Consider the following 14,870-nt stretch of genomic DNA (forward strand, 5'->3'; position numbering starts at 1 on the left):
TGATCGTATCGAACATGACGGACTTCATCGGGTCACCTTCCCGCGAGCGCTCTCGCCCGTCGTGAACGCGACTTTCTGCTTTTGCACACCCGCTGCGGCCGGTGCCGGCGCGCGAGTCTTCACGGTGTCTGTCGCAGCAGGCGCCGTCGAATCCTGGACGGTCGTGACCGTCGTGGGTTTGATCGGCAGATCCGGGGCGACGTTCAGCGAGCGCAGCGTGTCGCCAGCGATCGACGAGAACGCGGGGCCCGACACCTGACCGCCGAAGTGCGAACCGCCGGTCGGGTCGTCGATCGATACCGCAACGACGATGCGCGGCGCGGACATCGGCGCGATCCCGACGAACGAGGCGCGATAGTGCGAATGATCGTAGCCGTGCGGGCCATGCTTGTACGCCGTACCCGTCTTGCCGCCGACGCTGTAACCCGGCACTTCGGCATCGGGTGCCGTACCGCCCGCCGCCGTCACGTTCATCAGCATCTTGCGAACTTCGCGCGCGGTCGTCGGTGAAATCACCTGCGGGCCGTCGACGGAGGTCCCGTTGCCGTTCTTATAGATGGTCAGCGGAACGAATTCGCCGTCGCGCGCGAACATGGTGTACGCGCGTGAAAGCTGGAACAGCGAGACCGAGATGCCGTATCCGTAGGCCATCGTTGCCTGCTCGATGCGACGCCAGCTGCGCCACGGCCGCAAGCGTCCGGCGACTGCACCCGGGAAACCGATCTTCGGCGCCTGGCCGAAGCCGACGCTCGTGAACATGTTCCACATTTCCTCGGGCTTGAGCGTCATCGCGATCTTCGTCGTGCCGATATTGCTCGACTTCTGGATCACGCCGGCGACGGTCAATACGCCAAAGTTCGAATCGTCGGTGATCGGCGCACCATCAAGGATAAAGCGGCCCGGGTTCGTGTTGACGAGCGTGTCGGGCGTCACATGGTGCAGGTCGAGCGCGAGCGCGATGGTGAACGGCTTCATGATCGAGCCCGGCTCGAACATGTCCGTCAGCGCACGATTGCGCAATTGCTCGCCGGTCAGGCGCGAGCGGTCATTCGGGTTGAACGTCGGATAGTTCGCGAGCGCGAGCACTTCACCCGTGCGCACGTCGACCACGATGGCCGCACCCGCCGTTGCGCCATGCTTTTCGACTGCAGCCTTGAGGTCGGTGTACGCGATGTACTGGATCTTGCTGTCGATCGAGAGCGTCAGGTCCTTGCCGTTGCGCGGCACGGCGAGCTCATCGACGTCTTCGACGATCCGGCCCATACGGTCCTTGATCACGCGACGGCTGCCCGGCACGCCGTTCAGCAATTGCTGCATCGAGAGCTCGACACCTTCCTGACCTTCGTCTTCAACGTTCGTAAAGCCGACAAGGTGAGCCGTGATCTCACCTTCGGGATAGAAACGCTGATATTCAGTGCGCTGATAGATACCCGGAATGTCGAGCGCAGAAATTTGCTGCGCAACATCGAGCGGCACCTGGCGCTTCACATAGACGAAGTTCTTGCCCTCGGCGAGCTTGCCGTGCAGCTCCTTCTGGCTCATGCCGAGCAGCTTGCCGAGTTGCGTGAGCTTGCCCGGATCGAGATCGTCGGGCACGTCTTCGGGGATCGCCCAGATCGCGCGCACGGGCAGGCTCGTCGCGAGCACGAGGCCATTGCGATCGGTGATGCGGCCACGCGTCGCGGGCAGCTCGAGGGTGCGCTGATAGCGGCTTTCACCCTGCTTCTGATAGAAGGCGTTGCCCGGTCCCTGGATCCAGAACGCGCGCGCCGCGAGCGCGACGAACGCCATAAACAGCAGGAACACCACGAGCTTCGAGCGCCACATCGGCAGTCGAAGCGTGAGAATGGGGTTCGGCGTGAACCGGACGGACTTGTTGCCGGGCGTCTTTTTCATTTGGACGCTCCGGTCTGGGCGGTATGTTTGGTCGCGTGCTTCGTCGTCGAATGAGCGGCTTCCTTGCCTGACTTCGACGTGGCCGAACGCGTGGTGGTCGCACCCGTTGCCGACGATGCGGTAGCGGCGCTCGCGGCTTGCGCGCCGCTTGCCGCTTTCGCCGACGCGTGCGCAGGCGTGCTCGCGCCGATCACCGCGCGCAGATCACTGTTCGTGGCCGGGTTCGATGCATCGTCGACAGGCACGGCGGTCGAAATCGCGGCCGAGTCGGCGTTCGCGGCCGCGCCGTCCGACGCACCCGATGCCGACATCGCGGCACTGTTCGACGCCGCGGCGCCCGACGATGCGTCGCCGCCCGCTGCGGCCGACGCGCCTGCGGCGACATTCAGATATTGCGTGCGGCCAGCCGTGACCGTCTGCATCTTGAGCTCGCTCGTCGCCGTATCCTCGACGCGCGACGTCTTCGACAGCGAGCTTTGCTGATATTGGAGCTGAGCGAGTTCCTGCAGAAGCTGGCGCTCCTGCATCTGCGCGCGGCCCAGCGAGATAAACAGCTCACGCTGGCGATTCGTCGCATTGACGACGGAGAGTGCGCACATCACGACGACCAGCAGCAGAAGGAAATTGAGGCGGCTCACAGCGCCACCCGTTCGGCGACACGCATGACCGCGGAACGCGCACGCGGATTCGCGGCGACTTCAGCCTCGCCGGGCATCACACGGCCCACCAACTTGAGCGGTGGCACCGGCAATTCCGACGCGCGCAGCGGCAGACGGCGATCGAGCGGAGGCACGCTCGCCTGCGATTGCATGAATCGCTTGACGATACGGTCTTCGAGCGAATGAAAGCTGATCACGACCAGCCGCCCCCCTTGCTCCAGTGATGCCAATGCCGCTTCGAGTGCTACTTGCAGATCCGCAAGCTCTTGATTGATGTAAATCCGTATAGCCTGAAAGGTCCGGGTTGCGGGGTCCTTACCCTTCTCGCGCGTCTTGACGGCGTGAGCCACGATCTCGGCAAGCTCGCGTGTGCTGGTGAGAGGACCGAGCCGGTCGGACTCTGACCGGCGAGCAACAATCGCCTTTGCAATCTGAAAAGCAAACCGTTCTTCCCCATAATCGCGAATCACCTCCGTCAATTCCGCCTGCGTCGCCCGCGCGAGCCATTGCGCGGCCGATTCGCCGCGCGTCGTGTCCATCCGCATATCGAGCGGGCCGTCATGGCGAAAGCTGAAGCCGCGCGCCGGATCGTCGAACTGCGGCGACGACACGCCGAGATCCATCAATACACCCGACACCTTCCCGATACCCCGTTGCACGAGCGCGTCCGACAGCGTCGCAAAGCTGTCGTGGACGATCTCGAAGCGTGCATCGCCGATCTGCTGCGCCGTTGCGATCGCTTGCGGATCCTTGTCGAATCCGAGCAGCCGACCACCGTCGCCAAGCTTGCCGAGCACTGCGCGGCTATGCCCGCCTCTGCCAAATGTTCCGTCTACGTAGGTGCCGTCGACGCGCCACACCAGCGCATTGACTGCCTCCTCCAGCAACACCGTCTGGTGTTGCAGTTGCTGATTCGATACTGCGGTCATCACGGCGCGCTTCAGAAAGTGAAGTTCTTCAGCGCGTCGGGCATGCCCTGCGCCATCGCCGCTTGTTCCTTCGCTTCGTACGTCTGCTTGTCCCAGACTTCGAAGTGGCTGCCCATGCCGAGCAGCATCACTTCGCGTTCAAGACTGGCCGCCGCACGCAGTTCCGGTGACACGAGCACCCGCCCTGCCCCATCGACTTCGACATCCTGCGCGTTCCCGAGGAAAATCCGTTTCGTCCACGTGGCTTCATAAGGCAACGCCGCGACGCGCGTGCGAAACACTTCCCACGCGGGGCGCGGAAACAGCAACAGGCAGCCGTCCGGGTGCTTGGTCAGCGTGACCCGGCCTTCTGCCTGTTGTTGCAGCGCTTCACGATGGCGAGTCGGGACGGACATCCGCCCTTTCGCATCGAGTGTTAGCGCCGACGCCCCTTGGAACACGAGATTTTTCTCCCCGATCTCACACAAAAATGCACTTTCCCACACTGTTTCCCACTTTAGAGGAACGTGTAGGGACGGTCAAGCAACTTTGCCTGTCTGTCGCAGCGTTTTTGCGTGCAAGAACAACGACTTAGCGATGGTTCTTGAGGCGACTTAAAAGAGAAAAATCTATAAGAATTAAGGCGCTAATTGCGGAAGTGAAAGTAAAGGATGAGAAACGACGACGAGTCCCGGATGGAAAGAGCGTTTTTTGGGACCGAGGGGAAAATGATTGAGCCGAATGCGTGCGGTGAGTGGCGCCTTTGTGCGAGGCGCGATTTCCGGATATTACGCCGGTCCGCGACGGTAAAAAGAACCGGCGAATCGCGATCGGAGTGGATGCGATGACGGCACTTTACCGTTCACAGGTGATATCGCAAGAGGGGGTTTCCTCAACCCGGGGCCGCAACCCGTGGCTGCGGCCTGTGACCGCAGCCTGTGACCGCAGCCTGGAAACGGGCAGGCTACTAAATATAGTAAGCAGTGTGGGTCATCACCTTCGACGCCGCGCGCATCAGCGAACGGATCGGCAGCGGTAAATCGACGCCACCCGCGTCGGTCGCCGAACGCGCGTGGGCCGCTTCGTCATCGCGCATTTGCTCGACGATCGCGCGTGACGCCAGATCGTTCGCAGGCAGTTTGCCAAGGTGGCTGTCGAGATGCTGCTCGACCTGCCGCTCGGTCTCGGCCATAAAGCCGAGGCTCACCTTGTCGCCAAATGCGCCCGCGACCACGCCGATGGCCAGCGCGCCCGTGTACCAGAGCGGATTCAACAAGCTGGGGCGCGACTCCAGTTGATCGAGGCGCTCAGCGGTCCACGCGAGATGGTCTTCTTCCTCGCGTGCTGCGTGCTCGAAGCCGCGTCGAAGCGTGTCGGACCGCGCGGTCAGTTTCTGGGCCTGGTACAGCGCCTGCGCGCATATTTCGCCGACATGGTTCACACGCATCAGGCCCGCCGCGTGACGCTGCTCAGCCGGGGTCAGGACGCCCGGAGGCAACGGCGACGTCTGCGCCGGATCGCCTGCGGCGGACGTATCGTTGGCAGTCGGGTCGGATGCGGTGGATGACGCCATGTCGGGCATGCTGCTCGTCGAGGCCGCCGCGGCGGCGGCCATGGCCGCGTCGGACAGATCGAGGTCGGCGGCGGGCGAACGGCGGCTCGCGCGCACCACGCCGGTCAGCGACCGCAGGCCGCGATCAAATTCGGTAATCAGGCTGTCGAGGTTCATAACGGTTCAACGTGCACTTGCAATGCGTCACCTTACCACCGGTGCGCTTTGCGCATGCATTGACCCGGCTGAGGCGCGTGGCTCGCGGGCGACGCGCTTGACAGCCACACCGTTACGCCTCAGGCCTTTCCGTCGCGAAGTTCCCGGCGAAGAATCTTGCCGACGTTCGTCTTGGGCAGTTCCGTGCGGAATTCGACATGGCGCGGCCGCTTGTAACCGGTCAGCCGCTCCTTGCAGAAGTCGATCAGCGCCGCTTCGGTGAGTGTCGGGTCCTTTTTGACGACGAACAGCTTCACCGCTTCGCCCGAGTTGTTATCCGGCACGCCCACGGCGGCGACTTCGAACACGCCGGGGTGCTGCGCGACAACGTCTTCGACCTCGTTCGGATACACGTTGAAGCCCGAGACGAGAATCATGTCCTTCTTGCGATCGACGATGCGGATCTCGCCCGAATCCAGCATGTACCCGACGTCACCGGTCTTCAGGAAGCCGTCGGCCGTCATCACCTTGGCGGTTTCGTCGGGGCGATTCCAATAACCGGCCATGACCTGCGGGCCCTTCACGCAGATTTCTCCCGGCTGGCCCAAAGGCAGTTCGTTGCCGTCATCGTCGCGAATGGAGATATCGGTCGACGGCATCGGTAGACCAATGGTGCCCGAGTAATGCGTCCAGTCCGACGGCGTGCAGGACACAACCGGCGACGCTTCCGACAAGCCGTATCCCTCGAGAATCGGTGCGCCGGTCGCTTCCATCCAGCGATTCGCGACCGCCTCTTGCACGGCCATGCCACCACCGCTCGCGCAAATCAGGTTCGAGAAGTCGAGCGTCTTGAATTCCGGGTTGTTGAGCAACGCGTTATAGAGCGTGTTGACGCCCGGGAACGTGGTGAACTTGATACCGCGCAGTGACTTGATGAGGCCAGGGATATCGCGCGGATTCGGAATGAGCACACCGAGTCCACCAACCCGGATGGTCAGCAGGCCGCCCGAGTTCAGCGCAAAGACGTGATACAGCGGCAGCGCGACGACGCAAATGAATTGGCCAATATCGGCCTTCTTCAACTTGGCGGGCTGCAGCCACAAGTCTGACTGAATGACGTTCGCCACAATGTTCCGGTGCAGCAGGATCGCACCCTTCGCCACCCCCGTCGTCCCGCCCGTGTACTGAAGGAACGCTATCGCATCGGGACCGACTGCCACGCGCTTGAACGCGCCGGCATCGCCTTGCGCGAGCGCCTGTTTAAAACTCACGTGACCAGGAAGGCTCCACGCCGGCACCATCTTCTTCACGCTGCGCACGACAAAATTGACGATCGCGCCCTTCGGTCCGAGCAAGTCGCCCATCGTCGCGACGACCACATGTTTGATCGCCGTATTCGCGATGACCTTCTGCAAGGTCACGGCAAAGTTCTCGAGGATGATGATCGCTTCCGCGCCGCTGTCCTTGAGCTGATGCTCGAGTTCCCGCGGCGTATAGAGCGGATTAACGTTGACGACGGTGTAGCCCGCGCGCAGCACGGCAGCGAGCGCGACCGGATACTGCAGAATGTTCGGCATCATCAGCGCAACGCGTGCGCCGGGCTGAAGACCTCTCGACTGCAGCCATGCGGCGAGCTTCTTTGAATACTCGTCGAGCTGGCGGTAGGTGATCGCCTTGCCCATGCAGCTGAACACGTCGCGTTCGCTGTATTGCCGGAAGCTCTCTTCAAGCAGCTCGACGAGCGACGGATAAATGGATGTATCGATCTGCTCCGGTACGCCGGGGGGATACGACTTCAGCCAGATACGATCCATAACCTGTCTCCTGTTTGTTTTCGAATGGTCGTGCTAAAACGCGATGCTATCCGGGCGACTGACTTGAAGCAACGCCAGTGACTAGACTCTGGCCTCCAGACGCAAGCGCGTATGACCCCGCGCGCATGATAGGCGCCACGGCTTATCGTGTCTGATTTGCGGCAGTTTGAACATCGGTTTCAATCGGCCTCGTTGCTTACGCCGCCTCGCCGAGAGGCATGACGTCGACCAGGCAATCGTAAAACGTCGCGGCGCGGCCCAGGTCGGTCAACGCCTGACTCGTGAGTTCATTGGTGTTGCGCCCGTCTGCCGAGAGCTTCTTCCACCAGATCGACAAGCCGACCACGACGCCGATCCGGGCGCGGTCCGTGACGCGCGCGGTCAGTTCAATCTGACCGCGATCGTTGAAGACGCGAATGCGCTGCCCGTCCTGGATGTGTCGCGCCGCGGCGTCGTCCGGGTGAATGTCCAGGCGTGGCTCGCCAATCGGGCTGCGAAGACTGTCGACGTTGACGAAGCTGCTGTTCAGGAAATTGCGCGCGGGCGGCGAGATCATCGTGAGCGGGTAGCGGGCCGCGAGTGCCGGTGCACTTTCCGTTGACTCCCGCGGCGGCAGATAGTCCGGCAGCGGATCAAGACCTTCTGCTTCCAGGCGCTTCGAATAAAACTCGCATTTGCCCGAGGGCGTCGGGAATCCGCCTTGTGCAAAGGGCGCCTCGGCGACGCGTGCCTTGACCCATCGGTCGCGAATCAGGGTGTCGAAGTCGGCATGCGAGAACGACGGGTGATCCCAGTTGAACACCTGGCGGGCGATCGCCTCATCCGTGTCGTAGAGCGCGGGCTCTTCAAGACCCATGGCTCGGGCAATGCCGCGGAATATCGCCGTGTTCGGCCGTGACTCTCCAATCGGATCGATCGCCGGCTGGTTCACCATCACATAGGTGTGGCCGTAGGCCTTGTGCACGTCGAAGTGCTCGAGCTGCGTCGTCGCGGGGAGCAGCAGATCCGCATAATCGGCCGTGTCCGTTTGAAAATGCTCGAGCACGATGGTGAACAGATCTTCGCGCGCAAAGCCGCGTGCGACCTTGTCGGACTCGGGGGCGACGGCAACCGGATTCGAGTTATAGACGATAAGTGCTTCAATCTTCGGTCCGAATGCGTCGTCTCCCGGATGGCAGAGGGCGTCACCGATCGCGCTCATATTGATCGTGCGCGGGAGCCGGCGCGGGTGTCCGGGTATGAGATCGGGGCGCATCATCGCTGCGCCGTCGACGTTCGCGAAACCCGAAACGGACAGAAGGAGGCCGCCGGCGGGGTCGCGCCACGCGCCGATCAGCGACGGCAGACAGGCCACCGCGCGGACGGCATTTCCGCCTCCCCGCGTGCGTTGCATGCCGTAGTTCAGTCGGATCGACGCGGGCTTCGTCGTGCCGTACTCGAGTGCAAGCCGGGTGACGACTTCAGCGTCGATCCCGCAGATCTGTGCCACGCGTTCCGGGGGATACTCGGCCGCACGTTGCTTGAGTGCATCGAACCCTTCGGTGTAGCGCGCGACGTAGTCATCGTCGATCAGACCATCTCGGATCAGCACGTGCATCATGCCGAGGGCAAGCGCCGCATCGGTACCGGGCTGAAGTGCAATGTGCTCGTCGCATTTTTCGGCGGTGAGCGAGCGATAGGGGTCGATCGCAATCAGTTTCGCGCCGCGTCGGCGCGCCTCTTGCGCGCGCGTCCAGAAGTGCACGCTCGATACGATCGGATTGCTGCCCCATATCAGGATCAGCTTGCTGTTCTCGAAGTGTTCGAGATGCATGCCGACACTCGCGCCGTACGTATATTTGAGTCCGGTCACACCCGCGGTAGCGCAAATCGTTCGATCGAGCAGCGACGCGCCAAGCGTATGAAAGAAGCGCGCGGCGATGCTCTCGCCTTGAACGAGTCCCATGGTCCCGGCGTAGCTGTACGGCACGATCGCTTCAGGATCGCGCGCGGCAATCGGCTTCAGTTTTTCCGCCGCAAGCCGGAAGGCTTCGTCCCACGTGATCGGCTCGAAACGGCCCTCGCCTTTTTTGCCGACACGGCGCATCGGCTGCGTCAGGCGATCTTGGTGATAGGTCCGCTCGGTGTAGCGGGACACCTTGGTACAGAGCACACCGTTGGTCGGCGGGTGATCCGGGTCGCCCTGGACTTTGATGGCTTTGCCGTTCTCGACCACCACGCGAAGTGCGCAGGTATCAGGGCAATCGTGGGGACAAACGGCATTCACGATGCCGTTGATGATCTTCATGAGGCTCGACTTCGAAAGCGAGTAGCGATAGTCGATATGGTACGCGCTCGTGACAGTCGACTAGATCGGGAAGCGAATTTGGCGCACATCGGGCGCACAAAAGCAAAAAGCCCTGCTCGATGAGCAGGGCTTTTTGGTGTTAAACAGCCTGACGATTACCTACTTTCACACGGGAACCCGCACTATCATCGGCGTGGAGTCGTTTCACGGTCCTGTTCGGGATGGGAAGGGGTGGTACCAACTCGCTATGGTCATCAGGCATGACTTGTTGCCTGGCAGACATCGCTGCCAAGCCAATCTGAGAAGAAGAATTTTGGGTTGTGAGTGCATCGGGCAAACACACGATACTCACGTCCACGTGGAGGGCAAACACACGTGTTATAGGATCAAGCCTTACGGGCAATTAGTATCAGTTAGCTTAACGCATTACTGCGCTTCCACACCTGACCTATCAACGTCCTGGTCTTGAACGACCCTTCAAGGGGCTCGAAGCCCCAGGGATATCTCATCTTAAGGCGAGTTTCCCGCTTAGATGCTTTCAGCGGTTATCTCTTCCGAACATAGCTACCCGGCGATGCCACTGGCGTGACAACCGGTACACCAGAGGTTCGTCCACTCCGGTCCTCTCGTACTAGGAGCAGCCCCCTTCAAATATCCAACGCCCACGGCAGATAGGGACCAAACTGTCTCACGACGTTTTAAACCCAGCTCACGTACCTCTTTAAATGGCGAACAGCCATACCCTTGGGACCGGCTACAGCCCCAGGATGAGATGAGCCGACATCGAGGTGCCAAACACCGCCGTCGATATGAACTCTTGGGCGGTATCAGCCTGTTATCCCCAGAGTACCTTTTATCCGTTGAGCGATGGCCCTTCCATACAGAACCACCGGATCACTATGACCTGCTTTCGCACCTGCTCGACTTGTCAGTCTCGCAGTTAAGCACGCTTATGCCATTGCACTATCAGCACGATTTCCGACCGTACCTAGCGTACCTTCGTACTCCTCCGTTACGCTTTGGGAGGAGACCGCCCCAGTCAAACTGCCTACCATGCACTGTCCCCGACCCGGATCACGGGCCAAGGTTAGAACCGCAAACAAACCAGGGTGGTATTTCAAGGTCGGCTCCACCGAAACTAGCGTTCCGGTTTCATAGCCTCCCACCTATCCTACACAGATCGGTTCACAGTCCAATGCAAAGCTACAGTAAAGGTTCATGGGGTCTTTCCGTCTAGCCGCGGGTAGATTGCATCATCACAAACACTTCAACTTCGCTGAGTCTCGGGAGGAGACAGTGTGGCCATCGTTACGCCATTCGTGCAGGTCGGAACTTACCCGACAAGGAATTTCGCTACCTTAGGACCGTTATAGTTACGGCCGCCGTTTACCGGGACTTCAATCAAGAGCTTGCACCCCATCATTTAATCTTCCGGCACCGGGCAGGCGTCACACCCTATACGTCCACTTTCGTGTTTGCAGAGTGCTGTGTTTTTATTAAACAGTCGCAGCCACCAGTTTATTGCAACCCTTTCACCCTTTAGGCGCAAGCCTATCAAGCTACAAGGGCGTACCTTATCCCGAAGTTACGGTACCAATTTGCCGAGTTCCTTCTCCCGAGTTCTCTCAAGCGCCTTAGAATACTCATCTCGCCCACCTGTGTCGGTTTGCGGTACGGTCTCGTTAGACTGAAGCTTAGAGGCTTTTCTTGGAACCACTTCCAATTGCTTCGCTTCCGAAGAAGCTCGCGCCACACCCTTGAATTGCGCACCCGGATTTGCCTAAGTGCCTTCTCCAATGCAGCGACCGGGACTTCCAACACCCGGACAACCTTCCGCGATCCGTCCCCCCATCGCATCTAACGACGGTGCAGGAATATTAACCTGCTTCCCATCAGCTACGCATTTCTGCCTCGCCTTAGGGGCCGACTCACCCTACGCCGATGAACGTTGCGTAGGAAACCTTGGGCTTACGGCGAGGGGGCCTTTCACCCCCTTTATCGCTACTCATGTCAGCATTCGCACTTCCGATACCTCCAGCACCCTTTACAAGGCACCTTCGCAGGCTTACGGAACGCTCTCCTACCATGCGTGCAAGCACGCATCCGCAGCTTCGGTGACTGGCTTAGCCCCGTTACATCTTCCGCGCAGGACGACTCGATCAGTGAGCTATTACGCTTTCTTTAAAGGGTGGCTGCTTCTAAGCCAACCTCCTGACTGTTTTAGCCTTCCCACTTCGTTTCCCACTTAGCCAATCTTGGGGACCTTAGCTGGCGGTCTGGGTTGTTTCCCTCTTGACGTCGGACGTTAGCACCCGACGTCTGTCTCCCGTGATTGCACTCTTCGGTATTCGGAGTTTGCTATGGCGAAGTAATCCGCAATGGACCCTTCAACCATGACAGTGCTCTACCCCCGAAGGTGATACACGAGGCACTACCTAAATAGTTTTCGGAGAGAACCAGCTATTTCCGGATTTGTTTAGCCTTTCACCCCTATCCACAGCTCATCCCCTAATTTTTCAACATTAGTGGGTTCGGACCTCCAGTACGTGTTACCGCACCTTCATCCTGGCCATGGATAGATCATCCGGTTTCGGGTCTACGCCCTGCAACTATGCGCCCTATTCGGACTCGCTTTCGCTACGCCTTCCCTACTCGGTTAAGCTCGCTACAGAACGTAAGTCGCTGACCCATTATACAAAAGGTACGCCGTCACCCGTTTCCAGGCTCCGACTGTTTGTATGCATGCGGTTTCAGGATCTATTTCACTCCCCTCCCGGGGTTCTTTTCGCCTTTCCCTCACGGTACTGGTTCACTATCGGTCGATCACGAGTATTTAGCCTTGGAGGATGGTCCCCCCATCTTCAGACAGGATTTCACGTGTCCCGCCCTACTTGTCGTACACCTAGTTCTTTCATACTGTTTTCGCCTACGGGGCTATCACCCACTATGGCCGCACTTTCCAGAGCGTTTGGCTAACAATACAAATAAAGAGTACAGGCTGATCCCATTTCGCTCGCCACTACTTTGGGAATCTCGGTTGATTTCTTTTCCTGCGGCTACTTAGATGTTTCAGTTCACCGCGTTCGCTTCACATGACCTATGTATTCAGTCATGGATGACCCAAGAGGGCCGGGTTTCCCCATTCGGACATTTGTGGATCAAAGCTCGTTTGCCAGCTCCCCACAACTTTTCGCAGGCTACCGCGTCCTTCATCGCCTGTGATCGCCAAGGCATCCACCACATGCACTTGTTCGCTTGACCCTATAACGCGTATGTCTGCCATGAACAGCAGACCACGTTATAAGAATTGAGTTTTCGCGTTTGCCGTATTCCAAGTGACTTTAAGATCACTTAAATACATTTGATACAATCACAACCCATCTATCTTCCACACACCATCTCAAGTGTGTTTCCAATAGACAAATTCTTCTTCCAGATTGTTAAAGAACGACAGCCGATTTATTGATGGAAAACCATCGATATAAACCTACTAAAGACTGACCAGCACGTAAATCGCTAGTCGACAACGCAGTCTTGCGACATCGAGTTATTCACTCCGATATCACCGCGTTCTCGACTACAGATTAATGGTGGAGGCAGACGGGATCGAACCGACGACCCCCTGCTTGCAAAGCAGGTGCTCTCCCAGCTGAGCTATGCCCCCATGTACTGATTTGACTGATTTCACACGGCAATCCGCGATGAAACATAGAGGGATTGTCCGTCTGAGGAAGCGTGGTGGGTCTGGATGGATTCGAACCATCGACCCCCGCCTTATCAAGACGGTGCTCTAACCGACTGAGCTACAGACCCTCTTCCAGTCTGTCGTATTACAGCCGATAAGCGTGAACGCTCAACAATTGATGCGAGCTCTGGAAAGGAGGTGATCCAGCCGCACCTTCCGATACGGCTACCTTGTTACGACTTCACCCCAGTCATGAATCCTACCGTGGTGACCGTCCTCCTTGCGGTTAGACTAGCCACTTCTGGTAAAACCCACTCCCATGGTGTGACGGGCGGTGTGTACAAGACCCGGGAACGTATTCACCGCGGCATGCTGATCCGCGATTACTAGCGATTCCAGCTTCATGCACTCGAGTTGCAGAGTGCAATCCGGACTACGATCGGTTTTCTGGGATTAGCTCCCCCTCGCGGGTTGGCAACCCTCTGTTCCGACCATTGTATGACGTGTGAAGCCCTACCCATAAGGGCCATGAGGACTTGACGTCATCCCCACCTTCCTCCGGTTTGTCACCGGCAGTCTCCCTAGAGTGCTCTTGCGTAGCAACTAAGGACAAGGGTTGCGCTCGTTGCGGGACTTAACCCAACATCTCACGACACGAGCTGACGACAGCCATGCAGCACCTGTGTTACGGCTCTCTTTCGAGCACCCCCACCTCTCAGCAGGGTTCCGTACATGTCAAGGGTAGGTAAGGTTTTTCGCGTTGCATCGAATTAATCCACATCATCCACCGCTTGTGCGGGTCCCCGTCAATTCCTTTGAGTTTTAATCTTGCGACCGTACTCCCCAGGCGGTCAACTTCACGCGTTAGCTACGTTACTAAGGAAATGAATCCCCAACAACTAGTTGACATCGTTTAGGGCGTGGACTACCAGGGTATCTAATCCTGTTTGCTCCCCACGCTTTCGTGCATGAGCGTCAGTATTGGCCCAGGGGGCTGCCTTCGCCATCGGTGTTCCTCCACATCTCTACGCATTTCACTGCTACACGTGGAATTCCACCCCCCTCTGCCATACTCTAGCTTGCCAGTCACGAATGCAGTTCCCAGGTTGAGCCCGGGGATTTCACATCCGTCTTAACAAACCGCCTGCGCACGCTTTACGCCCAGTAATTCCGATTAACGCTCGCACCCTACGTATTACCGCGGCTGCTGGCACGTAGTTAGCCGGTGCTTATTCTTCCGGTACCGTCATCCGCTCCAGATATTAGCTAGAGCGTTTTCTTTCCGGACAAAAGTGCTTTACAACCCGAAGGCCTTCTTCACACACGCGGCATTGCTGGATCAGGCTTTCGCCCATTGTCCAAAATTCCCCACTGCTGCCTCCCGTAGGAGTCTGGGCCGTGTCTCAGTCCCAGTGTGGCTGATCGTCCTCTCAGACCAGCTACGGATCGTCGCCTTGGTAGGCCTTTACCCCACCAACTAGCTAATCCGCCATCGGCCGCCCCTATAGCGCGAGGTCTTTCGATCCCCCGCTTTCATCCGTAGATCGTATGCGGTATTAATCCGGCTTTCGCCGGGCTATCCCCCACTACAGGACACGTTCCGATGTATTACTCACCCGTTCGCCACTCGCCACCAGGGTTGCCCCCGTGCTGCCGTTCGACTTGCATGTGTAAGGCATGCCGCCAGCGTTCAATCTGAGCCAGGATCAAACTCTTCAGTTCAATACCTGTTACTGTTTTCGGTTCAATTAAGAACCGGTCGCTCACTCAATGTGCTGACAAGTTTCGATGAATCAAAACTTACCTTTTACAGAGTGTGAGACTTGATAAATACCTTTGCTATGCCGTCAATCAGACATCATGAGTCCTAAAACTCACCCGCTGATCCGACGGTGCATCGCTTATCAAGCGCC

Annotated in this window: 6 protein-coding genes, 2 tRNA genes, 3 rRNA genes and 2 pseudogenes; all 13 read right to left on the bottom strand. The window is 58.7% G+C overall.

What is annotated here, in order from left to right:
* Window positions 1–24: 24 nt before the first annotated feature.
* A complete protein-coding gene (locus ACMFWR_RS17645) occupies window positions 25–1,896 on the bottom strand; it encodes a peptidoglycan D,D-transpeptidase FtsI family protein (RefSeq protein ID WP_413192885.1) in 1,872 nt (623 codons plus the stop codon).
* A 314-nt stretch (window positions 1,897–2,210) separates the two neighbouring features.
* Window positions 2,211–2,534: pseudogene (gene ftsL / locus ACMFWR_RS17650) on the bottom strand (cell division protein FtsL); the annotation flags it as partial.
* Complete coding sequence (gene rsmH, locus ACMFWR_RS17655) at window positions 2,531–3,484, bottom strand: 16S rRNA (cytosine(1402)-N(4))-methyltransferase RsmH (RefSeq protein ID WP_413192886.1); 954 nt, start codon at window positions 3,482–3,484, stop codon at window positions 2,531–2,533. The gene rsmH and the pseudogene ftsL, both read right to left, overlap by 4 nt.
* A gap of 11 nt (window positions 3,485–3,495) precedes the next feature.
* Window positions 3,496–3,924: a division/cell wall cluster transcriptional repressor MraZ gene (gene mraZ, locus ACMFWR_RS17660; protein ID WP_413192887.1), complete on the bottom strand. Its 429-nt coding sequence runs from the start codon at window positions 3,922–3,924 to the stop codon at window positions 3,496–3,498.
* Between the two features lie 506 nt (window positions 3,925–4,430).
* A complete protein-coding gene (gene coq7, locus ACMFWR_RS17665) occupies window positions 4,431–5,045 on the bottom strand; it encodes a 2-polyprenyl-3-methyl-6-methoxy-1,4-benzoquinone monooxygenase (RefSeq protein ID WP_413194947.1) in 615 nt (204 codons plus the stop codon).
* A gap of 60 nt (window positions 5,046–5,105) precedes the next feature.
* Window positions 5,106–5,192: pseudogene (locus tag ACMFWR_RS17670) on the bottom strand (demethoxyubiquinone hydroxylase family protein); the annotation flags it as partial.
* Between the two features lie 119 nt (window positions 5,193–5,311).
* On the bottom strand, window positions 5,312–6,985 hold the full coding sequence (locus tag ACMFWR_RS17675; protein WP_413192888.1) for a long-chain fatty acid--CoA ligase: 1,674 nt from the start codon (window positions 6,983–6,985) through the stop codon (window positions 5,312–5,314).
* A 196-nt stretch (window positions 6,986–7,181) separates the two neighbouring features.
* On the bottom strand, window positions 7,182–9,272 hold the full coding sequence (locus ACMFWR_RS17680; protein ID WP_413192889.1) for a molybdopterin-dependent oxidoreductase: 2,091 nt from the start codon (window positions 9,270–9,272) through the stop codon (window positions 7,182–7,184).
* A 146-nt stretch (window positions 9,273–9,418) separates the two neighbouring features.
* Window positions 9,419–9,531 (bottom strand): 5S ribosomal RNA (rrf, locus tag ACMFWR_RS17685).
* Window positions 9,532–9,654: 123 nt separating this feature from the next.
* Window positions 9,655–12,533: ribosomal RNA gene (locus ACMFWR_RS17690) — 23S ribosomal RNA — on the bottom strand.
* 327 nt (window positions 12,534–12,860) lie between these two features.
* Window positions 12,861–12,936, bottom strand: a tRNA-Ala gene (locus ACMFWR_RS17695).
* 72 nt (window positions 12,937–13,008) lie between these two features.
* A tRNA-Ile gene (locus ACMFWR_RS17700) sits at window positions 13,009–13,085 on the bottom strand.
* Window positions 13,086–13,148: 63 nt separating this feature from the next.
* Window positions 13,149–14,679 (bottom strand): 16S ribosomal RNA (locus tag ACMFWR_RS17705).
* Together the 16S, 23S and 5S rRNA genes with 2 tRNA genes alongside form the textbook arrangement of a ribosomal RNA operon.
* Window positions 14,680–14,870 lie beyond the last annotated feature (191 nt).

The organism is Pararobbsia alpina (assembly GCF_965118125.1).
Taxonomy (GTDB): domain Bacteria; phylum Pseudomonadota; class Gammaproteobacteria; order Burkholderiales; family Burkholderiaceae; genus Pararobbsia; species Pararobbsia alpina_A.